Raw genomic sequence first — 20,826 nt, 5'->3', positions numbered from 1 at the left:
GTTCCGGAGAACCGCGGGGGTGATGGTGGATCTGAGGGGACTCGAACCCCTGACCCCCTGCATGCCATGCAGGTGCGCTACCAGCTGCGCCACAGACCCGAAGTGTTGGTGTTCCCACCGACTTCAGTGTGCCCCCATTCCCCGGAGGCACCATAGAAGCGTACACCATGCGAACGCCGGGTGACGAAATCGTCGCCGCCACCCGGGCGCGTCGCAGCTACGCGGTGTGGTCCACCGGGAGCTCGAGCGGGATGGTCGGGCAGTCCGACCAGAGACGCTCGAGCGAGTAGTACTGGCGGTCTTCTTCGTGGAAGACGTGCACGACGATGTCGCCGAAGTCGATGAGGACCCAGCGGCCCTCGCTCCGGCCTTCACGACGGAGCGGCTTGGCCCCGGCTTCGAGGAGGCGCTCTTCGATCTCGTCCGCGATGGCGAGCACGTTGCGCTCGTTCCGGCCGGTCGCGAGCAGGAACACGTCGGTGAGCTGCAGCGGCCCGGTCACGTCGAGGGCGACGAGGTCCTCGGCCTGCTTGGCGTCGGCCGCCTGGGCGGCGATCTGCACGAGTTCCACTGCGCGTGAGGAGGCGGTCACGGATTCCTTCCGGTCGGTCGACCTGGCAGGCTGCCGGATCGCTTGATGGGTCACGATCATAAGCCACCCACCGACACACGGCCAGGCCGTGCGCGGTGGGGAGAGCTCAGAACGTGTGGGTGACGAGGAGCGAGACGATGATGACGGCGGCCGCCGCGACACCGACCGAGCCGATGGTCACGGCGAGGACGACCGGCATCCGCGACTCCTTCGGCTTGGCCGCCGCGAGGACGACCTGCCGCGTCGAGGTGTGGCTCGACACCGCACGGCTGGCACGGACCGGGCTGGCGTCCGTGTCTGGCTGTTCGTCGTGCTGCTCGAGCAGTCGGTCGACCTCGGCACCGTCGATCGGCCGGTGCGACCCGGTCGAGGACAGCGACGCCGGCAGGTCGATCGAGCCGGTGAGGATGACCTCGCCCGTGGCGTTCAGCGCACCCGTCGGGTCTGCGAGGGCCGAGTTCGGCAGGATGATCGCGTTCGTGTTGGTCACGGCGACGCGGCGCGTGCCGGTCTCCTCGTCGTGGACCTCGGCGTCGTTCGAGTCGTGCGCCTGCTGCGACCAGTGGCCGACGGGCGGCTCGAACGCGGTCGTGAGGGGCTTCGGCTCGGCCGGACGCTGGAACGAGGCCGGCACCCGGGGAGCATCGGCGTCGCCATCGGTGTCACCGGCGGACGACGGCGCGCCACTCGACGTGGGTGCCGAGGCAGCACGCGCGGGCTGGGCGGCGTTCTGGACCGGGACCTCGTTCGTGTCGTCCTCGTCCAGCGAGAGCGGGAACACCGCCGGGGTGGAGGACTGGATCGGGGTGCGCTGCGCCGTGGCAGGGACGTCCGGGGTGCCCAGCGTGTCCGGAGCGTCCGGCGTGCCCGGCGTGTCCGAGTCGGCTTCGGTGTCGGACGGCTCGGTGGCCTCGGGCGGGGCCCAGGTCGAACGGTGGCGACGCGGCTCTTCGCTGTGGGCGGCGGCTTCCTCGAGGGGCTCGATCGCGTCGGGCGATCCGTCCGCCTCGGTCGCCTGCGCCACGGCTGCCTGGTCGAGCACGACCGTCTCGGCCGAGGGCTCGGGGTCGACGGAGGACTCCTGCGCGAGCGGCTCGGGCTCGGCAGTCGACGTGCCCGTCGCGTCCGGCGTGCCCGTCGCGTCCGGCGTGCCAGGGCGCTCCGGTCCACCGTGCAGCGCGTCGACCGAACCGAGGACGTCCTCGACGGTGCGGTCGGACGACTGCGGGGTCGGGTTCTGCAGCGGGACGGGCTGGATCGCCTGCCCCTCGGCCGCACGCAGCTGCCGGATCTGCCGACGGGTGAGCCCGCCCGAGCCGGGGACGATCTCGGTCGCCGAGGCCGGGGGCATCGACGGCACACCGGAGCCGGCGGACGACGGCGACGAGGCCGACGACGGCACGGCGGACTGTGCGGGTGCGCCAGGGGCGGGAGCGACGTGGCTGCCGGGACGGTGGCGCACTTCCGGCTGCTCGGCCGGGGCGGCGACGGTCGGGGGCGGCGTCACGGGCTGCGCACCGCCCGCGGCGGCACGCTCCCGCTCGCGCGCCTGGCGCCGCGACAGAGGCGGCTGCGCGTCGGACGAACTCATGCAACGCTCCGATACAGATGGTGCTTGGAGATGTACTGGACGACACCGTCGGGGACCAAGTACCACACGGGGAAACCACGTCTCACCCGGTCGCGGCAGTCGGTCGACGATATTGCCAGCGCGGGAACTTCGAGCAAGCTTACGTCTCGTTCGGGCAGACCCGTGATGCTCAAGGCGTGTCCCGGACGTGTCACAGCGACGAAGTGCGCGAGGTCCCAGAGGCCATCATGGTCCTTCCAGTCGACAATCTGCTGGACGGCGTCTGCGCCGGAGATGAAGACCAGCTGCGCGTCGGGTCGCTGCTCGTGCAGGTCCTTCAGCGTGTCGACCGTGTAGGTCGGGCCCGGGCGGTCGATGTCCACGCGGCTCACGGTGAACATCGGGTTCGACGCCGTGGCGACGACGGTCATGAGGTAGCGGTGCTCGGCGTCGGTCACACCGGACTTCATGTACGGCTGCCCCGTGGGGACGAAGACCACTTCGTCGAGGTCGAACGCGCGCGCCACTTCGGACGCTGCCACGAGGTGGCCGTTGTGGATCGGGTCGAACGTGCCACCCATCACGCCGATGCGAGGCCGCCCCGTGCTCTCGAGCATGGAGTCGCGGGTCAGTGCTCGGCGCGACCGAACTCGTCGACACCCGTCTCGTGGGTGCGCGTGGCCTCGAACTTGTGCGAGTGGCGGTAGGCCACGTCGCGGAAGCTCCAGGTCACGAACCCGAGGAACGCGAAGAAGAGGGCACCGACGAGCGGGAACACGTACGCGGGGACCCCCGAGGCGTGCTCAGCGGCTTCTGCGAGGAAGGTCATTGATCCGATGCTCCGTTCGGTCGGGGGAATTCGCCGTTCAGTCTAGCCGCGGATCTGTCCCTGCCCGCGCACGATCCATTTGGTGCTCGTCAGCTCGGGCAGCCCCATCGGCCCACGAGCGTGCAGCTTCTGCGTGGAGATCCCCACCTCGGCACCGAACCCGAACTCCCCGCCGTCGGTGAACCGCGTCGAGGCGTTCGCCATCACGACCGCGGAGTCGACCTCGGCCAGGAAGCGCTCGGCCGTGTCGACGTCGTTCGTGACGATCGACTCGGTGTGGTGCGTCGACCAGCGCGCGATGTGCGCCATCGCCGCATCGACGTCGGGCACCACCCGGACGGACAGGTCGAGGTCCATCGACTCGGTCGCCCAGTCGTCGTCCGTCGCCCGGAGCACACCGGGCACGAGCACCCGCGTGGCGTCGTCACCGCGGAGCGTGACGCCGGCGGCCCGCAGCCGGTCGGCCAGCGCGGGCAGGAGCCGGTCGGCCGCCCGCTCGTGCACGAGGAGCGTCTCGAGCGCGTTGCACACGCTGGGCCGCTGCACCTTGCTGTTCAGGACGATGTCGATCGACCGGTCGAGCGGGGCCGACTCGTCGAGGAAGACGTGGATGACCCCGGCACCCGTCTCGATCACGGGCACCTGCGACTCGGTCACGACGGTCTGGATCAGTGACGCGCTGCCCCGCGGGATGAGCACGTCGACGAGCCCGCGTGCCCGCATCAGGTCGGTCGCGCCGGCACGCCCGAACTCGTCGATCGTCTGCACGAGTTCGCGCGGCAACCCAGCCGAGGCGACGGCGTCCTGGATCCGGGCGACGAGCACCGCGTTGGTGTGCTGCGCCGCCGAGCCGCCCCGGAGCACGACCGCGTTGCCGCTCTTCAGCGCGAGGCTGGCGATGTCGACCGTGACGTTCGGCCGCGCTTCGTAGATCGCGCCGACGACCCCGAACGGCACCCGCACCTGGGAGAGCTGCAGCCCGTTCGGCAACCGCGACCCGCGGACGTGCTGCCCGACCGGGTCGGTGAGGCCGACGACGTGCTCGACCGCGGCGGCGAGGGCGTCGATGCGGACGGGATCGAGCCGTAGCCGGTCGAGGAGCCCGGACGAGAGCCCGCTCTCCTCGCCCGCCAAGAGGTCCTCGTGGTTGGCCGCGACGATCTCGTCCGTCGCCTGTCGCACGCCCGCCGCGATCGCGAGGAGCGCCGCGTCCTTCACCGCGGTCGTCGCCGTGGCGAGGACCGACGCCGCGTCGCGCGCAGCGACGAGCTTGTCGGTCAGGGTCGGGGCGGATGCGGTCAGCGACATGGCTCGATTCTAGGCGCGGGGGTCCGCCACATGACGGCGGTCCGGCTCACCTGTGGAGGGCCCTGGAGGCGCGGCTCCTGTGGAGGAGTCAGCACACGCCCGCAGCGTCCTCACCCCTCGGTCCGCGCGCCCCGCGAGCGGGCACGACACGCCGCAGGCGTGCCGCCGAGGTCGCGGAATCCGTCGCTCGGAGACGCCGAGAGTGACGAACAATGCCCCCTCGGCGGACGTGAGCGGCGCGTCGAAGCCGACCCGCGCCTCCCGAACCGAACCGAACCGAACCGTACCGAACGAACCGTACCGAACGAACCGGAACCGAGCCCGTCAGCCCCGCGCCGCCGCCTCGAACCAGGTCCCGACCTGCTCCCCCGCCAACGCCCGCTCCACGAGCGCCGTCGCCGTCACGAGCACCGCCGTGCCGGCCTCGGCCGCGAGCCGGGCGGCAGCGACCTTCGTCCCCGCTCCCCCGGTCCCCACGCCCGCGCCACCGATCGACCCGAACGTGACCCCGGCGAGCTCGTCGCCGAACGGCACGTGCGTGATCGGCTCCGCACCGGGCTGCTCCGGGGGCCGCGTGTAGAGCGACTCCACGTCGGACAGCAGCACGAGTGCATCGGCCCCGAGCAGCCGGGCCACGAGCGCCGCGAGCCGGTCGTTGTCCCCGAAGCGGATCTCGTGCGTGGCCACGGTGTCGTTCTCGTTCACGATCGGCAGCACCCGCAGTGCGAGCAGCCGGTCGATGGCCCGCTGCGCGTTCACCCGGTGCGTCGGGTTCTGCAGGTCCCCCGCGGTCAGGAGGATCTGCGCCGCGACGACCGCGTGCCGGTCGAGTTCCTTCTGGTACCGGAACATCAGGACGTTCTGCCCGGTCGCGGCGGCCGCCTGCTGGGTGGCGAGGTCGTCGGGGCGGCCCTCGAGCCCGAGGAACGGGAACCCGGTGGCGATGGCGCCGGAGGACACGAGGACGACCTCGGTCCCCCGGGCGTGCGCTGCCGCGATGGCGTCCACGAGCGGAGCGATCTGCCCGGTGTTGTCACCGCTGACCGACGACGACCCGACCTTGACCACGATCCGCTTGGCACGCGGGATGTCCTCGCGCCGGGTGACGGGTCCGAGGTCGGTGCGTGCGGTCGTGTCGGTCATGCCGTGGTCAGTCCCTGTCGTCCCGGTCGGCTTCGGCGGGAGACAGGTCTCCGTCCTCCGCCCACAGCCCGGCGATGCGCTCCTGCTCGAGCTCGGCACGCGCCGCGGCCTTGGCGTCCATGCGCTCGAAGTACTCCTCGCGACGCTCGTTGCGGGTCGGACGCGAGGTCGCGCCGATCCGGGCGTCGGTACCGCGGGCGCTCGTGATGAGCTCCGCGGTCGAGGTGAGCGTGGGCTCCCAGTCGAAGATCGTGCCGCCGTCGCCACCGATGACGACGGTGGACCCGGCGACGGCTCCGGCCTTGAACAGGCCGTCCTCGACGCCGAGCTTCGCCAGGCGGTCGGCGAGGTAGCCGATCGCCTCTTCGTTCGTGAAGTCGGTCTGCTGCACCCAGCGCTCCGGCTTCGCACCGCGGATGCGGTAGAAGCGGTGTTCCTCGCCGCCTTCGGCGCGGATGGTGAAGGGCTTGTCGTCGACCGCCTTGGGGCGGAGGACGATGCGCTCGGCCACCGGCTCGGCCGCACGGGAGGCGCGGGCCTGCTCCACGACGTCGGCCAGCGCGAACGTCAGCTCGCGCAGGCCCTTGCGGGACGCGGTCGAGATCGGGAAGACGCGGTAGCCACGGCCCTCGAGCTCGTCGCGCACGAAGGCGGCGAGTTCTTCGGCCTCGGGCACGTCGACCTTGTTGAGCGCGATCATCTGCGGGCGCTCGAGCAGCGGCACCTGCCCCTCGGGGACCGGGTAGCGCTCGAGCTCGCCGAGGATGACGTCGAGGTCGCTGATCGGGTCACGGCCGGGGTCGAGCGTGGCGCAGTCGATCACGTGCAGGAGTGCCTCGCAGCGCTCGACGTGACGGAGGAACTCGAGGCCGAGGCCCTTGCCCTCCGACGCGCCCTCGATCAGACCGGGGACGTCGGCGACGGTGAAGCGGGTGGACCCGGACTCGACGACGCCGAGGTTCGGCGTGAGGGTCGTGAACGGGTAGTCGGCGATCTTCGGCTTCGCGGCGGAGACCGCGGCGATGAGCGAGGACTTGCCGGCGCTCGGGAACCCGACGAGGGCGACGTCGGCGATGGTCTTCAGCTCGAGGCTGACGTCACCGGCCCAGCCCTCGGTGCCGAGCAGCGCGAAACCCGGGGCCTTGCGCTTCGTGGTCGAGAGCGCGGCGTTGCCGAGACCGCCCTGACCGCCGGGGGCGATGACGACGCGCATGCCCGGCTCGGTCATGTCCGCGAGGACGTCGCCGTTCTCGTCGTACACGACGGTGCCGATCGGCAGCGGGAGCTCGAGCGTCTCACCGCTGATGCCGCTCCGCATGTCGCCCATGCCGGGCTGCCCGTTCTTGGAGGAACGGTGCGGCGAGCGGTGGTAGCCGAGCAGGGTCGTCACCTGGGGGTCGGCGACGAGGACGATGTCGCCACCGTCACCGCCGTTGCCGCCGTCCGGGCCGGCCAGCGGCTTGAACTTCTCACGGCGGACCGACACGCAGCCGTTGCCGCCGTTCCCCGCGGTGAGGTGCAGGGTCACGCGGTCGACGAAGGTCGCCATGGGTCCACTCCTTGGTGTTGCAACGAAAGAACGGGAGGGGCGGGCACGTGGCCCGCCCCTCCCGCAGAGTCAGATCGTCGAACTGCTTACGCGTTGACGATGTTGACGACCTTGCGGCCGCCCTTGGTGCCGAACTCGACCGCACCGGCCGAGAGGGCGAACAGCGTGTCGTCGCCACCGCGGCCGACGTTGGCGCCCGGGTGGAAGTGGGTACCGCGCTGGCGGAGGATGATCTCACCGGCGTTGACGACCTCGCCACCGAAGCGCTTCACGCCGAGGCGCTGTGCGTTCGAGTCACGACCGTTGCGAGTGGAGCTCGCACCCTTCTTGTGTGCCATCTTCTACTCCCGCCTTACGCGATCGAGGTGATCTTGACGCGGGTGAGCTCAGCGCGGAAACCCTGACGCTTCTTGTACCCGGTCTTGTTCTTGAACTTCTGGATGACGACCTTCGGACCGCGGAGGTCCTCGAGCACCTCGGCGGTGACCGTCACGTTGGCGAGCTCGGAAGCCGCCGACGTGATCTTGTCACCGTCCACGAGGAGCACCGGGGCGAGGTCGATGTTGCCCTTGTCGTCGGCCTTGGCACGGTCGATCGTGATGATCGTGCCGACCTCGACCTTCTCCTGACGGCCGCCGGCGCGCACTACTGCGTAAACCACGTGGAAATCCTTACGTAACTCTGCTTGAGGGAAGTCTCGGGTGCCCACTTCTGCACGAGCGGTTCCCGGAGGGCCGGGCCCGATCGGCGACGCAGGCAGAACGGCCCGCTGACACCAGGGATCGAGAATACTCGATGCCCCCAGGTCCGGTCAAACGGCGACACACGTACGATTGCCGTGTGACCGTGATGATCGACCCGCCGACGTGGCCCGCACACGACACTCTGTGGTCGCACCTCGTCAGTGACACATCATACGACGAGCTGCACGAGTTCGCTGGACGCGTCGGTATCCCACGCCGTGCGTTCGACCACGACCACTACGACGTGCCGCTGTCGCGCTACGAGGAACTCGTCGCCGCGGGGGCCACGGCGGTCACCGGGCGGGAGCTGGTCCTGCGCCTGATCGGCAGCGGGCTGCGGGTCGCCCAGCGGGACAAGCACACGTTCTGAGCGCGCGGCCGCCCACGCACGGTGCGAGGTTCCGTGCTGGGTGCGGCGGTCGCACCCTCGCGCCCTGCCCGGCACCTCGCACGCGGCACGGCGCGGTGGCGCGCGGCGGTCCAGGAGGCGCGGCGCACCCCCGCCCCGCCGGGCACCTCCCACGGCGCGCGGCCGACTCCCGGGCGCGGCGCGGCGTGGCGCGGCGGTGAGTCGCCAGCGCGCGTGGCGAGCCCGGACGACATCGCCGAGGTCGGACGACGTCGGGGATGTCGCACCCCCGCGTCCGCAACGGACGGCGCACGCACCGTGCGACATGGTCGACGTCGGACGACCTCGACCATGTCGCACCACGTCGGTGCGCGGCGCACGGCGCGCGGCACACGGCGCCCGGCACACGGCCACGAGCCGCACGCGGCCGCTCAGCGGCTCAGCGCGGCGCCGGACCACCCCAGGGGTTCGACGGGGGCTGCGGCGGCGCGTACGGCGGCACCTGGGCCCCCTGCGCCCCCGGCTGACCCGGCTGACCCTGCTGCGACGACGGCTGCACGGTCGCCGGCGGCACCGCGTCGGCCGGTCGGACCGTCCCGGGCGTGCCGGGTGCTCCGGGCGCACGACGTCCGCCCCTTGGCCGCCCGAGCCAGAGCCACGCCGCGGTCGACGTCGCGATGAGCATCAGGGTGAACGGCACACCGGACTGCAGCGGGCGGGTGACGACGTCGATGAGGAGCTGGGCGCCTCCCGAGCGGACGGCGCTGAACGTGCCCGTGAAGACCCCGACGAGCGCCAGGGCGATCGTCCCAGCGGCCCCGGCGAGCACGGCGCGGAGGAGCACCGTCGGCAGCGGGCTCCGTCGGTCGACGGGCGTGAGGAACGCCAGCGCGAGGAAGGCCCCGGCGTAGAACGGGAACGGCGTGGCGAACACCCCGGACACGAACCCGCCGATCAGGCTGCCGCCCGCGCCGTAGCTCGCGAACGGGTGCACCACGAACGAGGCGCCGAGCAGGCCGACGAGCCCTGAGACGAACTCGACGAGGACGATCGACACGACGGCGATGAGTGCGCCGGCCGTGTTCGTGACCGACGCTCCCGGAGCGAAGGCCCGACGCGGATCCGCCGGCGTCCGCGGCTGCCGCGGAGCCGGCGCTGCCCCGCCGTACTGCGGCCCGCGGTACGGGCCGCCCTGCGGCGCACCGTACGGGACGCCGGACTGCTGCGGCCCGCCGTACGGGGCACCGGACTGCTGCGGTCCCCCGTACGCTCCGCCCTGCTGCTGCGGGGCACCGGCGGGCGGCGCGGGCTGGGACCAGCCCGCGCCGTAGTACCCACGATCGTGCTGCGACCGCTGCGGATCGCCGGGGTTCGACATCGTCAGTTCCCCAGGATCACGGCGCCGTCGTCGGTGTCGTCACCCTCGGCCGTCGCCGGTGCGCTGATGCTCGGGGACGAGACGCGACGGGACCGCGAACGGCCCTGCCCCGGCTGCTTGGGCTCCGGGAGCGCCTGCAGCACGGAGTCGAGCAGGGACTCGGCGTCCCCGCTGACCTGGCGCGGCTCGCGCTTCGTGGCGGCGATCGGGATGTCGAGGATCGCGACCGAGGTCTCGGCCGGGGTCACCGGGGCGCTCGAGCTCACCCGACGGCGGGTCGGCGCCTTGGCCGGCGCGTCCTCGACGGCGGGGGCAGCAGCGACCGGAGCCGCAGCAGCCGGAGCCGCAGCAGCCGATGTGTCCTGCTCGGGCGCGGACGGCGCATCGGGCGTCGAGGACGAGCCGGACGCGGTGTCCGCCGTCGTCTCGGGCGCACCGGCACCACGGCCACCACGGCGACGTCGACGCTTCGAGCCCGACGACTGCTCGCCGTGCTCGGACTGCGACGCGCCGGTGTCCGGACCGGACTCGGCGGCGGGAGCCTCCGGAGCCGATGCCGCCGATGTTGCCGATGCCGCCGAACCCGCCGACACTGCAGAGGACGCCGAAGCCGGGGTCGCAGCACCGTCGTGCTCCTCGTGCGGGATGGTCGATGCGGCGATCCGGGACAGCGCGCTCTTCACGTCGTCCGTGATCTGGTGCGCGTGCGACGAGCCGTTCGACGACGAACCGTTGCCGGACCCGCCGTTCGACCCGTTCCCACCGTTCGAACCGTTCGAACCGTTCCCACCGTTGGACCCGCCGTTGCCGGCCCCACCGCGGCTCTTGCGACGGCTCTTCGACGGCCCCGGGTCGGCGTTGTTGTCGTTGACCTTGGCGTTGACCTCGTCGAGGGACTCGCGGAGCCCCACGCCGATCTTCTTGCGGGTCATCTGCACGAGGCCGAGCGAGGTGACCTCGGCGACCTGGTGCTTCGTCCGGTCACGGCTGAGGCACTCGACGAGTCGACGCAGCACGAGGTCGCGGTTCGACTCGAGCACCATGTCGATGAAGTCGACGACGATGATGCCCCCGATGTCCCGCAGGCGGAGCTGGCGGACGATCTCTTCGGCCGCTTCGAGGTTGTTCTTCGTGACGGTCTCCTCGAGGTTGCCGCCGGACCCGACGAACTTCCCCGTGTTGACGTCGACGACCGTCATGGCCTCGGTGCGGTCGATCACGAGCGAACCGCCGGAGGGCAGCCAGACCTTGCGGTCGAGTGCCTTCTCGATCTGCTCGTTGAGGCGGTACTCCTCGAAGGAGTCCGGGCCGTCGTAGATCTCGACGCGGTCCTTGAGGTCCGGCGCGACCGCGGTGAGGTACTCGTCGATCGTCTCGCGCGCCGCGGAGCCGTCGATGATGAGCTTGGTGAAGTCCTCGTTGAAGACGTCGCGGACGATCTTCACGAGCAGGTCCGGCTCCGAGTGGAGCATGACCGGCGCCTGGCCGTTCGCGACCTTCTTCTGGATCGCCTCCCACTGGCTGGTGAGCCGCTGCACGTCGCGGGTGAGCTGTTCCTCGGTCGCGCCCTCGGCGGCGGTGCGGACGATGACGCCCGCGTGCTCCGGGAGGACCTCCTTGAGGATCTTCTTGAGGCGCGCACGCTCGGTGTCCGGCAGCTTGCGCGAGATGCCGTTCATCGAGCCGTTCGGCACGTACACGAGGTAGCGGCCCGGCAGCGAGACCTGGCTCGTCAGACGGGCGCCCTTGTGCCCGACCGGGTCCTTCGTGACCTGCACGAGGACCTTGTCGCCCGGCTTGAGCGCGGCTTCGATCCGACGCCCGTGATTGCCGGTGTCGACCGAGTTCCAGTCGACCTCGCCCGCGTACAGCACGGCGTTGCGACCGCGACCGATGTCGACGAACGCCGCCTCCATCGAGGGCAGGACGTTCTGCACCTTGCCGAGGTACACGTTGCCGATGAGCGACACGTTGTGCGACTTCGTCACGTAGTGCTCGGCGAGGACACCGTCCTCGAGCACGCCGATCTCGATCTTCGAGGCGCTCGACCGGACGATCATCTGCCGGTCGACACTCTCGCGGCGGGCGAGGAACTCGTCCTCGGTGACGACCTGGCGACGACGACCGGCATCGCGCCCGTCGCGGCGGCGCTGCTTCTTCGCCTCGAGCCGGGTCGAGCCCTTCACCTTCTGCGGCTCGGTGATGTACTCGACCTCGCGGCGGCGGGGCTCCTGGTGGTCCCGCGGCTCGCGCGGTTCGCGCGGCTCACGGCCTTCGCGGTCGGCGCTCGTGCCGCGGCGACGCGACCGACGGCGTCCGCCGCCCTGCTCGTCGTCGTCGTCCTCGTCGTGACGGGGCGCGCGCTCGGGCAGGTCCGGCAGGACCGGGGCGTGGAAGATCAGGCTGAGCGTGCTCGTCGCCTTGGGGACGAACGGCTCGTCGACGGGCTCCGCCGGACTGGAGGCGCTGCTCGCGTCCGTCTCGACCGTCGCGGCCGGTGCGGCTGCGGTCTCGGTGTCGTCACCGGCCGTGATGACCGGCAGGTCGCCCGTGAGGGTGCTCACGTCGTGCGGCTCGTCGCCGCCGGCGGTCGCCTCGACGGCGACCGACACGGTGGGCGCCTCCGGCGCTCCCCCGGCGTCCGGCGCTGCGTCCGTCACCGCGAGCGTCTCCGCGCCGGCGTCGGACGTGCCGTCCGCCGGAGACCCGGTCACCTGCTCGACGGGACCCGTCTGCGCGGCGTTACCCCGTGCCTCCTGGCCGGCCGACCGGGCGCGCCGACCGCCGAACAGGCGGCCTCGACGCTTCGGTGCGACTTCTTCGTTGTTCGTGTTGTCGTTGTTCTGCTCCACCATGGACCTGGTGCACTCCTTGACCCCGCTCGCATCCTGTCCGGACGGCGGGAATTCTGTAGTTGTAGCGGGTGGCGACCACGCCCCCGCGTTCGCTGTCTTGTGACCGTCGCGTCGCGCGCGTCCCGGTCACGGTGCGCTCTCACCGCACCTGATCGTCCGGGCTGGGCCCGGAAAGCTTTCGTCGTCGTGCGGATGGCCGCACGACCTCCAGGGATTATCGCATGCCGCACCGGGAAAGGACCGGATCGAGCATGCGATGATGACGCCGTGAGCACGCCAGCACCTGCCGTCCGCCGTCCGATCGCCATGGGCGTCTTCCTCCTGATCACCGGTGCCGTCGGTCTGTACGGGGCGTTCCGACTGGTCATCGACGAGTTCGAGAAGTACGCGCACCCCCAGGCAGTGCTGTCCTGCGACGTCAACCCGTTCATCAACTGCTCGGACGTGATGGCCAGCTGGCAGGGGCACCTGCTCGGGTTCCCGAACCCGCTGCTCGGCGTCATGGGCTTCGTCGCGCCGATCGCCGTCGCGGTCATGCTCCTCGCCGGGTTCCGGAACGGTTCGCGCTGGTTCTGGATCGCGTTCAACGCGGGCGTGTTCCTGGCGTGGGTCTTCGTCACGTGGCTCTTCACCCAGACCGTCTGGTTCATCGGCGCGCTCTGCCCGTGGTGCATGCTCGTGTGGTCGATGACGATCCCGATGTTCTGGGTGTTCACGATCTGGAACGCCGCGCAGGGACGCTTCGGCGCCGGGGCCCAGCGGCTCGGTCGGACCCTGCTGCCCTTCTGCTGGGCGTTCCCGCTGGCGAACTACCTGTTCATCGCCGTGTCGATCCTCATCGTGTTCCCGCGGGTCCTCTCCTCCTTCTGAGCGCCCGCTGAGCGTTGCCGATGACGCGTCATCGAATTCCTGGGTCCTTCCCAGCCAGATCGGCCGATCGACCCACCGGCACGACCTACGCTCGATGGCGATGAGCGAGAACGAGAGCAAGAAGGCCCGGCGGGAGGCAGCGCGGGAGCGCGCACGCCTCGCCCGCGCGAAGGAGCAGGCGCGTCGACGCCGCAACAAGACCCTGGGGATCAGCGGCATCATCGTCGGCGCGCTCGCGGTCGCCGCGATCGTCGTCGTGGTGGTCGCGAACTCCGTGCAACCCGCCGGCCCCGGGCCGAAGAACATGGCGAGCGACGGTGTGCTCCTGACGGGGTCGAACGGGCAGATCGTCCCCGTCACCACGAAGGCGACGCCGGAGGGCGGGAAGCCGACCCCGACGAAGCAGGACGACTCGGTCGCGAACATCACGGTGTACTCGGACTACATGTGCCCGTACTGCAACCAGTTCGAGACGAGCCAGATGTCCCAGATCCAGCAGTGGGTGAAGGACGGCTCGGCGACGCTCGAACTGCACCCGTTCAACCTGCTCGACCGCGTGTCCCTCGGCTCGAAGTACTCGACCCGTTCGGCCGCCGCCGCAGCCTGCGTCGCGAACTACGACCCGGACGCGTTCCTCGCGTACAACACGTCGCTCTACGAGAACCAGCCGTCCGAGAGCACGCGCGGCCTCACGAACGACAAGCTCGCATCGCTCGCGAAGGCCGCCGGGGCGACGAACGAGAACGTGGCGTCCTGCATCACGGACCAGAAATTCGCCGGGTGGGTTGCCGACGCGACGAACCGGGCGCTCAACGACCCGATCCCGAACTCATCGCTCGACAAGGTCACCGGTACCCCCACCGTGATCGTCAACGGCAAGCAGTACAACGGCTCGCTCACCGACACGGACGCCTTCGCCGCGTTCGTGGAGCAGAACGGTGGGAAGGCGTAGTCCTGCCCGCTCCGGACGACGACGGCCCCCGCTTCCGATCGGAAGCGGGGGCCGTCGTCGTCGAGCGTGCTACTTCGACGCGGCGTCGATCTCGGTGATCACGTCGGTCAGCGTGGCGATCTTCTTGCCGTTCACGAGGACGGTCGGCGTGCCGAAGCCCTGCGTGCCCTGCAGTGCCGGATCGGCCAGCACGGCGTTGGTGGACTTCGTCACCCACCCGCGGAAGCGCTCGCTCGACAGGCACTCGGAGACGTTCGACCCGGTCGCGCCACCAGCCGTGACGAGCTTCGCGATCTCGGCGTTCGTCAGGCCCTTCGTGCCCTCCTCCGGCTGGTTGTCGAAGAACTGCGTCTGGACGTCGAGGAACTTGTCCGGCGCGTAGTTCGCGACGCACATCGCGGCGTTCGCGGCACGGCTGGCGTACCGCGAGTTCTGGTAGCTGCGGTCGAGGATCGACACGGGCTGGATCGCGAGGGTCGCGTCGCCGGACTTCACCTTGTCGAGGATCTGGTCGGCGTAGGCGGCCTCGAACTGCTTGCAGACCGGGCAGGCCCAGTCGACGTACTCGGTGACCTGAACCTTCCCGTCGGCAGCCGCCGTGGGCACCGGGGACGGGGTGGCCTTCGCCGACACCGCGCCGGAGGTCACGGGGGTGACCGTGCCGTCGCTGCCGGTGAACTGGATCGCACCGGTCGCCATGTTCTTCGGCCCGGCCGCGGACACGGCGGGCTGGTTGTTCACGTTCACCACCACGATCGCGACGATCGCGGCGACGGCGATGATCCCGAGGCCGATGCCGCCCTGCAGGAACCAGCGGTTGCGGCGCTTGCGGCGCTTCTCGGCCTCGGCGCGCTGCCGGGCGACGTCACGGGCGTGCTGGCGACGCTCGTTCTTCGAGGGACGGTCGTTGTTCGTCACGCGTCGATCCTCCGGACTCAGGCGAACCAGAGCGCGAGCTCGCGCGCCGACGACTCAGGGCTGTCGGAGCCGTGCACGAGGTTCTGCTGCACCTTGAGGCCCCAGTCGCGGCCGAGGTCACCGCGGATCGTCCCCGGCGCGGCCGAGGTCGGGTCGGTGGTGCCGGCGAGCGACCGGAAGCCGGCGATGACGCCGTTGCCGGCGACGCGCACGGCGACGACCGGGCCGGACTGCATGAACTCGACGAGGGGCTCGAAGAACGGCTTGCCCTGGTGCTCCTCGTAGTGGGCGTCGAGCAGGTCACGGGGCGCCGTCACCATCTTCAGGTCGACGATCTCGTAGCCCTTGGCCTCGATCCGGCGGAGGATCTCACCGGTGAGCTGGCGGGCGACGCCGTCGGGCTTGACGAGGACGAGGGTCTCTTCGAGATCGGACACGCGGAACTCCTGGTGTTTCGTGGTCGAACGGGGTGGTCAGTCCTCGCCGAGGGCCGCGCGTCTCGCGGCGTTCTGACGGTCGAGCTGACCGCCCTTGACGAAGCAGAAGACCCACAGCGCCAGGAACACCACGGCCACGGCGAACATGAACGGTTCGATGAACCCGGTGGCGAGGATGGCCGCCTGCAGCAGCCACCCGAACCCTACACCGGCGCGGTTGCCGGTCAGGCGAGAGGCCAGCGCCAGCACGATCATCGAGCCGATGCCACCGCCGAACGCGACCGCCGGCGGGAGCGTCCCCTTGCCGAACACGACGAGCATCGGGAAGAAGAACATGATCGCCTCGAGCACGAGGGTGATCGACAGCAGGCTCTCCCGTGCACCGCGATCGCGTCGCGGCCGACGGGTGCGCGGTGCGCGTGGGGTCCTGGAGGCGCGGCCCGCGTCCGTCACTTCGTCCCGCCTTCGGCGTGGACCAGGTCCATGACCCGGCCCACCATCACGATCGAGCCCGCGACGAGCACCATGGCGTCGTCCGCCTCGGCGTCGTCCGCGAGGTCACGGGCTTCCTGGAGGGCGGCCTCGAGCGACGGCTCGACGACGACCCGGTCCTCGCCGACCTCGTCGACCACGACCCGGGCGAACTCGTCCGCGTCGAGGGCGCGCTCCCCCGGCGGCTGGGTCACGACGAAGGTCGCGACGGTGTCCTTGAGCGCGCGGACGAAGCCGCGGGCGTCCTTGTCGCCGAGGATGCCGACGACGCCGACCACGTGCTCGGACGGGAACGCCACGGGGAGCGCCTCGGCGAGCGCGCGTGCGCCGTGCGGGTTGTGCGCCGCGTCGACCACCACGGTCGGACCCGTGGCGATCGGCTGGAGCCGTCCGGGGCTGGTCGCACCGGCGAGTCCCTCGGACAGGACGTCCTCGTCGAGGGCCTGCGAACCGCGGCCGAGGAAGGCCTCGACGGCGGCGATCGCCACGGCCGCATTGTGCGCCTGGTGCCGGCCGAAGAGCGGCAGGAACAGGTCGTCGTAGCGTCCGGCGATGCCCTGCACGGTGATGAGCTGGCCGCCGACGGCCGGCGTCACGTCGACGAGCCGGAAGCCGTCCCCCTCGACCGCGAGGGTCGACTCGGTGAGCTCGGCCGCGCGCTGCAGCTCGGCGAGCGCCTCGGGCGTCTGTGCGCTCGAGACGATCGACGACGAGGGCTTGATGATGCCGGACTTCGTGCGGGCGATCTCGGCGACGGTACTGCCGAGCTGCTTGGCGTGGTCGATCGCGATCGGCGTGAACACCTGCACCTGGCTCTGCACGACGTTGGTGGAGTCCCACTCGCCGCCCATGCCGACCTCGATCACGGCGACGTCGACCGGAGCCTCGGCGAAGCACGCCAGGGCGAGGACGGTCAGCGCCTCGAAGAAGGTCAGCGGGAGCTCGCCCTTGTCGGTGAGCTCCTGGTCGGTCATCTCGAGGATCGGGGCGATGTCGTCCCAGTTCTCCACGAAGCGGTCGGCGGCGATCGGGGTGCCGTCGATGACGATGCGCTCCCGGATCGACACCAGGTGCGGGCTCGTCATGAGGCCGGTCCGGAGGCCGTGTGCCCGGACGATGCTCTCGGCCATGCGCGCGGTCGAGGTCTTGCCGTTCGTGCCGGTCAGGTGGATCACGGGGTACGACAGGTGCGGGTCGCCGAGGAGCTCGACGGCACGCCGGGTCGCGGACAGCCGGTGTTCGGGCGACTGCTCACCGATCCGGGCGTACAGGGCCGCCTCGACGCGCTTGACCTCGTCGTCGTCCGCACCGTAGGGCACGGCGTCGGCGGGGTCCGTCGCACCGGCGGGGCCGACGGGGATCTCGATGCCGTCCTCGGACGGTTCTTCGGGGTACTCGCTCATGCGCGTGACACCTCCACGGTCACCTTCGCACCGTCACCGACGTCGGTGGTGGTGGCGTCTGCCCCGAGGGGCACGATCTCGACGCTCGTCGACAGGGTCTCCCCCGCGATGAGCTGCTGGTGGGTGCGGACCGCCGCGTCGGCGACCTCGTCCGCACCGAGGGTGAGGACGATGCGGTCGCTGACGTCGAGGTCGGCGTCACGGCGGGCCTGCTGGACGGCGCGGACGACGTCGCGGGCGAGCCCCTCGGCCTCGAGCTCGGGCGTCGTCACGGTGTCGAGCACCGCGAAGCCGCCGCCGTCGAGGAACGCCACCGCCACGGAGTCGTCGGCGACGGTGAGGTCGAGCGTGTACTCGCCCTCGACGAGGTCGACGCCGCCGACGGTCACGCCGGACTCGGTCGCGGTCCAGTCGCCCTTCTTGGCAGCCGGGATGACCTGCTGGACCTGCTTGCCGATGCGGGGTCCGGCGGCACGGGCGTTCACGGTGAGCTTCCGCTCGATGCCGTACCGACCGAGCGACGACTCCTCCTGCTGCTCGAGCACGACCTGCTTGACGTTGAGCTCGTCGCGGAGGATGTCCACGAAGGGCTCGACGGCCGCCGGGTCGGGCACCACGAGCGTCAGGGTGGCGAGGGGCAGGCGGACGCGCTTGCCGGTGGCCTTGCGGAGCGCGAGCCCCTTCGAGGCGACGTCCCGCACGCGGTCCATGGCGTCGACGAGCGCCTGGTCGGCCGGGAACTCCTCGGCGTCGGGGAAGTCCTCGAGGTGGACGCTGCGGCCGCCGGTCAGTCCCCGCCAGACCGCGTCGGTCACGAGCGGGGCGAGGGGTGCGGCGACGCGGGTGAGCGTCTCGAGCACGGTGTACAGCGTGTCGAACGCGACACGGGCCTCGGGCGAGGACTCGGCGCCGAGCCAGAACTTGTCGCGCGACCGGCGCACGTACCAGTTCGTCAGCACGTCGGCGAAGTCGCGGACGGCCTGGGCGGCGAGCGGGGTGTCGAGCGCGTCGAGGTGCTGTTGCACGTCCGACACGAGCACCCGGGTCTTCGCGAGCAGGTAGCGGTCGAGCACGTCGGTGCTCGCCGTGCTCCGCGACGCCTGGTACCCGGACTCCCCCGACGCGTTCGCGTAGAGGGTGAAGAAGTAGTACGTCGACCAGAGCGGGAGCAGGAACTCGCGGACGCCCTGGCGGATGCCCTCTTCCGTGACGACGAGGTTCCCGCCGCGGATGACCGACGACGACATCAGGAACCAGCGCATCGCGTCGGCACCGTCGCGGTCGAACACCTCGGAGACGTCCGGGTAGTTCCGGAGCGACTTCGACATCTTCTGGCCGTCGGAGCCGAGCACGATGCCGTGGCTGATGACGTTCTTGTACGCCGGCCGGTCGAACAGCGCGGTGGACAGCACGTGCATGACGTAGAACCAGCCGCGGGTCTGCCCGATGTACTCGACGATGAAGTCGGCCGGGTTGTGCGACTCGAACCACTCGCGGTTCTCGAACGGGTAGTGCACCTGGGCGTACGGCATCGACCCGGAGTCGAACCAGACGTCGAACACGTCGGTGATCCGGCGCATCGTCGACTTCCCGGTGGGGTCGTCCGGGTTGGGGCGCGTCAGGTCGTCGATGAACGGGCGGTGCAGGTCGACCTCGCCGTCGGCGTTCACCGGCAGTCGACCGAAGTCACGCTCGATCTCCTCGAGCGAGCCGTACACGTCGGTGCGCGGGTGTTCGGGGTCGTCGGACTGCCACACCGGGATCGGCGTGCCGAAGTACCGGTTGCGGGACACCGACCAGTCGATGGCGTTGCCGACCCACTTGCCGAACTGGCCGTCCTTGACGTTGTCCGGCACCCAGTTGATGTCCTGGTTGAGCTCGCCCATGCGGTCGCGGAACTCGGTCACGCGGACGAACCAGCTCGACACGGCCTTGTAGATGAGGGGCTTCCGGCAGCGCCAGCAGTGCGGGTAGCTGTGCTCGTAGGACGCCTGGCGGAGCAGTCGCCCGGCGTCGCGGACGGCCTTCGTGAGGGGCTTGTTCGCGTCCGACCAGAGCATGCCGGCGACCTCGCCGAACTGCGACGTGAAGACACCGCCCTCGTCGAGCGACAGCACCACGGGGATGCCCGCAGCGGCGCAGACCACCTGGTCGTCGGCACCGTAGGCCGGGGCCTGGTGCACGATGCCGGTGCCCTCGCCCGTCTCGACGTAGTCGGCGACGAGGATCTTCCAGGCGTTCTCCATGCCCTCGGTCTCCGCGAGGAAGTCGAAGAGGCGCTCGTACTCGACGCCGTCGAGCTCCGCACCCGTCAGGGTGCGGACGACCGCGGCAGCGGCGTCCTCGGCGCTCTCGTAGCCGAGGTCCTTCGCGTGGGCGGCCACGGTGTCCGAAGCCAGCAGGTAGTGGACGGAACCGGCGGTGCCACCGTCAGCCGCGCCTCCTGGACCGGCGGGCAGCACCACGTACGAAACCGCAGGCCCGACGGCCAGCGCGGCGTTCGTGGGCAGGGTCCAGGGGGTCGTCGTCCAGGCGAGCGCACGCACGCCGGCCAGCCCGAGCGACTCGGCGCGCGCACCCTGCAGCGGGAACGACACCGTGACCGACTGGTCCTGGCGCATCTTGTAGACGTCGTCGTCCATGCGCAGCTCGTGGTTCGACAGCGGCGTCTGGTCGTTCCAGCAGTACGGCAGGACCCGGAATCCCTCGTACGCGAGCCCCTTGTCCCAGAGCTGCTTCCACGCCCACAGCACGCTCTCCATGAACGTCACGTCGAGGGTCTTGTAGTCGTTCTCGAAGTCGACCCAACGCGCCTGGCGGGTGACGTACTGCTGCCACTCGTCGGTGTACTGCAGGACGGACTTCTTGGCGGCGGCGTTGAAGACGTCGACGCCCATCTCGTCGATCTCGTGCTTCTCGGTGATGCCGAGCTGGCGCATCGCCTCGAGCTCGGCGGGCAGCCCGTGGGTGTCCCAGCCGAAGCGACGGTGCACCTGCTTGCCGCGCATGGTCTGGTAGCGAGGGAAGACGTCCTTCGCGTACCCGGTCAGGAGGTGGCCGTAGTGCGGCAGGCCGTTGGCGAACGGCGGGCCGTCGTAGAACGTCCACTCGTCGCAGCCCTCGCGCTGGTCGATCGACGCCTGGAACGTGCCGTCGCCCTTCCAGAAGGCGAGGATCCCCTGCTCGACGGCGGGGAAGGACGGCGACGGGACGACGCCGTCTGCGTCGGAATCAAGTGGGTAGCGCACCGCGGGGCTCCTGTGGGTTGCCGGTTCTCAGGACCACGAGGACGGAGCAGGCTCCGCGGTACCACCTCGCTTGCCGCTCCGGGTGACCCGGGGCGACCGCTCGTTGCCGGGGGCGTGCGCGGCCCGGTCCGCCCGGTTCTACTGCCGGCGGTCGATGGTGCTGACGGCCGGGTTCTTCCGGAGACTCCCC

Annotated in this window: 19 protein-coding genes and 1 tRNA gene; 3 read left to right on the top strand and 17 right to left on the bottom strand. The window is 70.7% G+C overall.

The window, feature by feature from the left end; translation table 11 throughout:
* Positions 1 to 23 precede the first annotated feature (23 nt).
* From BIV03_RS08820 to rplU, 10 genes are all read right to left on the bottom strand, one after another.
* A tRNA-Ala gene (locus BIV03_RS08820) sits at positions 24 to 99 on the bottom strand.
* 118 nt (positions 100 to 217) lie between these two features.
* Positions 218 to 592, bottom strand: a complete 375-nt coding sequence (gene rsfS / locus BIV03_RS08815; protein ID WP_070416546.1) for a ribosome silencing factor — start codon at positions 590 to 592, stop codon at positions 218 to 220.
* Positions 593 to 698: 106 nt separating this feature from the next.
* Positions 699 to 2,183: a hypothetical protein gene (locus BIV03_RS08810; RefSeq protein WP_071295402.1), complete on the bottom strand. Its 1,485-nt coding sequence runs from the start codon at positions 2,181 to 2,183 to the stop codon at positions 699 to 701.
* Positions 2,180 to 2,779, bottom strand: a complete 600-nt coding sequence (gene nadD, locus BIV03_RS08805; protein WP_022907294.1) for a nicotinate-nucleotide adenylyltransferase — start codon at positions 2,777 to 2,779, stop codon at positions 2,180 to 2,182. The genes BIV03_RS08810 and nadD overlap by 4 nt, the downstream gene beginning before the upstream one ends.
* Positions 2,780 to 2,790: 11 nt before the next feature.
* Positions 2,791 to 2,991, bottom strand: coding sequence for a hypothetical protein (locus BIV03_RS08800; protein ID WP_070416548.1), 201 nt, complete (start codon positions 2,989 to 2,991; stop codon positions 2,791 to 2,793).
* A 42-nt stretch (positions 2,992 to 3,033) separates the two neighbouring features.
* Complete coding sequence (locus tag BIV03_RS08795; RefSeq protein ID WP_071295401.1) at positions 3,034 to 4,299, bottom strand: glutamate-5-semialdehyde dehydrogenase; 1,266 nt, start codon at positions 4,297 to 4,299, stop codon at positions 3,034 to 3,036.
* Between the two features lie 324 nt (positions 4,300 to 4,623).
* Positions 4,624 to 5,442, bottom strand: coding sequence for a glutamate 5-kinase (proB, locus tag BIV03_RS08790; protein ID WP_083403307.1), 819 nt, complete (start codon positions 5,440 to 5,442; stop codon positions 4,624 to 4,626).
* 7 nt (positions 5,443 to 5,449) lie between these two features.
* The gene (gene obgE / locus BIV03_RS08785; RefSeq protein WP_071295400.1) at positions 5,450 to 6,991 is read right to left on the bottom strand and encodes a GTPase ObgE; all 1,542 of its coding nucleotides are present in this window, start codon (positions 6,989 to 6,991) and stop codon (positions 5,450 to 5,452) included.
* Positions 6,992 to 7,077: 86 nt separating this feature from the next.
* A complete protein-coding gene (rpmA, locus tag BIV03_RS08780; protein WP_070416551.1) occupies positions 7,078 to 7,329 on the bottom strand; it encodes a 50S ribosomal protein L27 in 252 nt (83 codons plus the stop codon).
* A gap of 14 nt (positions 7,330 to 7,343) precedes the next feature.
* A complete protein-coding gene (gene rplU, locus BIV03_RS08775; protein ID WP_022905369.1) occupies positions 7,344 to 7,652 on the bottom strand; it encodes a 50S ribosomal protein L21 in 309 nt (102 codons plus the stop codon).
* A 188-nt stretch (positions 7,653 to 7,840) separates the two neighbouring features.
* Here rplU and BIV03_RS08770 point away from each other — a divergent pair, with 188 nt between their 5' ends.
* Complete coding sequence (locus BIV03_RS08770) at positions 7,841 to 8,104, top strand: DUF4031 domain-containing protein (RefSeq protein WP_229085138.1); 264 nt, start codon at positions 7,841 to 7,843, stop codon at positions 8,102 to 8,104.
* A 418-nt stretch (positions 8,105 to 8,522) separates the two neighbouring features.
* On the opposite strand, the gene BIV03_RS08765 is transcribed toward BIV03_RS08770, so the two are convergent.
* Both BIV03_RS08765 and BIV03_RS08760 read right to left on the bottom strand, forming a co-directional pair.
* Positions 8,523 to 9,461, bottom strand: coding sequence for a hypothetical protein (locus tag BIV03_RS08765; RefSeq protein WP_071295399.1), 939 nt, complete (start codon positions 9,459 to 9,461; stop codon positions 8,523 to 8,525).
* Between the two features lie 2 nt (positions 9,462 to 9,463).
* Positions 9,464 to 12,316, bottom strand: coding sequence for an Rne/Rng family ribonuclease (locus BIV03_RS08760; protein WP_071295398.1), 2,853 nt, complete (start codon positions 12,314 to 12,316; stop codon positions 9,464 to 9,466).
* Between the two features lie 267 nt (positions 12,317 to 12,583).
* Between BIV03_RS08760 and BIV03_RS08755 the strand changes: the two genes are divergently transcribed.
* Together BIV03_RS08755 and BIV03_RS08750 are read left to right on the top strand one after the other, a co-directional pair.
* Positions 12,584 to 13,186, top strand: a complete 603-nt coding sequence (locus tag BIV03_RS08755; RefSeq protein ID WP_229085097.1) for a vitamin K epoxide reductase family protein — start codon at positions 12,584 to 12,586, stop codon at positions 13,184 to 13,186.
* 100 nt (positions 13,187 to 13,286) lie between these two features.
* Positions 13,287 to 14,138, top strand: a complete 852-nt coding sequence (locus BIV03_RS08750) for a thioredoxin domain-containing protein (RefSeq protein ID WP_175475778.1) — start codon at positions 13,287 to 13,289, stop codon at positions 14,136 to 14,138.
* Between the two features lie 69 nt (positions 14,139 to 14,207).
* Here the strand turns inward: BIV03_RS08750 and BIV03_RS08745 are convergent, their stop codons facing one another.
* The 5 genes from BIV03_RS08745 to ileS are packed head-to-tail and all read right to left on the bottom strand — an operon-like array spanning position 14,208 to position 20,636.
* Positions 14,208 to 15,056 (bottom strand): thioredoxin domain-containing protein, encoded by an 849-nt coding sequence (locus tag BIV03_RS08745; RefSeq protein ID WP_071295396.1) that lies wholly within the window; start codon positions 15,054 to 15,056, stop codon positions 14,208 to 14,210.
* A 17-nt stretch (positions 15,057 to 15,073) separates the two neighbouring features.
* Positions 15,074 to 15,493 carry a nucleoside-diphosphate kinase gene (gene ndk / locus BIV03_RS08740; protein ID WP_070416558.1) on the bottom strand — a complete coding sequence of 140 codons (420 nt, stop codon included), beginning with the start codon at positions 15,491 to 15,493 and terminating at the stop codon, positions 15,074 to 15,076.
* A gap of 36 nt (positions 15,494 to 15,529) precedes the next feature.
* A complete protein-coding gene (locus BIV03_RS08735; protein WP_070416559.1) occupies positions 15,530 to 15,946 on the bottom strand; it encodes a DUF4233 domain-containing protein in 417 nt (138 codons plus the stop codon).
* The gene (locus tag BIV03_RS08730; protein WP_083403306.1) at positions 15,943 to 17,388 is read right to left on the bottom strand and encodes a folylpolyglutamate synthase/dihydrofolate synthase family protein; all 1,446 of its coding nucleotides are present in this window, start codon (positions 17,386 to 17,388) and stop codon (positions 15,943 to 15,945) included. The genes BIV03_RS08735 and BIV03_RS08730 overlap by 4 nt, the downstream gene beginning before the upstream one ends.
* Positions 17,385 to 20,636, bottom strand: coding sequence for an isoleucine--tRNA ligase (ileS, locus tag BIV03_RS08725; RefSeq protein ID WP_071295395.1), 3,252 nt, complete (start codon positions 20,634 to 20,636; stop codon positions 17,385 to 17,387). Before ileS ends, BIV03_RS08730 begins: the two co-directional genes overlap by 4 nt.
* Positions 20,637 to 20,826 lie beyond the last annotated feature (190 nt).

This window comes from Curtobacterium sp. MCBA15_016 (assembly GCF_001865105.1).
GTDB lineage: Bacteria > Actinomycetota > Actinomycetes > Actinomycetales > Microbacteriaceae > Curtobacterium.
Note: the sequence above shows the minus strand (reverse complement) of the source record. Positions and strands in the feature narration are given on the sequence as shown.

What these genes read in the sequence shown, in the direction of transcription:
- BIV03_RS08760 (WP_071295398.1), bottom strand. Translation starts at nt 12,316, where the DNA reads ATGGTGGAGCAGAACAACGACAACACGAACAACGAAGAAGTCGCACCG.
- BIV03_RS08800 (WP_070416548.1), bottom strand. Translation starts at nt 2,991, where the DNA reads ATGACCTTCCTCGCAGAAGCCGCTGAGCACGCCTCGGGGGTCCCCGCG.
- BIV03_RS08810 (WP_071295402.1), bottom strand. Translation starts at nt 2,183, where the DNA reads ATGAGTTCGTCCGACGCGCAGCCGCCTCTGTCGCGGCGCCAGGCGCGC.
- nadD (WP_022907294.1), bottom strand. Translation starts at nt 2,779, where the DNA reads ATGCTCGAGAGCACGGGGCGGCCTCGCATCGGCGTGATGGGTGGCACG.
- BIV03_RS08730 (WP_083403306.1), bottom strand. Translation starts at nt 17,388, where the DNA reads ATGAGCGAGTACCCCGAAGAACCGTCCGAGGACGGCATCGAGATCCCC.
- obgE (WP_071295400.1), bottom strand. Translation starts at nt 6,991, where the DNA reads ATGGCGACCTTCGTCGACCGCGTGACCCTGCACCTCACCGCGGGGAAC.
- BIV03_RS08750 (WP_175475778.1), top strand. Translation starts at nt 13,287, where the DNA reads ATGAGCGAGAACGAGAGCAAGAAGGCCCGGCGGGAGGCAGCGCGGGAG.
- BIV03_RS08770 (WP_229085138.1), top strand. Translation starts at nt 7,841, where the DNA reads ATGATCGACCCGCCGACGTGGCCCGCACACGACACTCTGTGGTCGCAC.
- proB (WP_083403307.1), bottom strand. Translation starts at nt 5,442, where the DNA reads ATGACCGACACGACCGCACGCACCGACCTCGGACCCGTCACCCGGCGC.
- BIV03_RS08765 (WP_071295399.1), bottom strand. Translation starts at nt 9,461, where the DNA reads ATGTCGAACCCCGGCGATCCGCAGCGGTCGCAGCACGATCGTGGGTAC.
- BIV03_RS08795 (WP_071295401.1), bottom strand. Translation starts at nt 4,299, where the DNA reads ATGTCGCTGACCGCATCCGCCCCGACCCTGACCGACAAGCTCGTCGCT.
- rpmA (WP_070416551.1), bottom strand. Translation starts at nt 7,329, where the DNA reads ATGGCACACAAGAAGGGTGCGAGCTCCACTCGCAACGGTCGTGACTCG.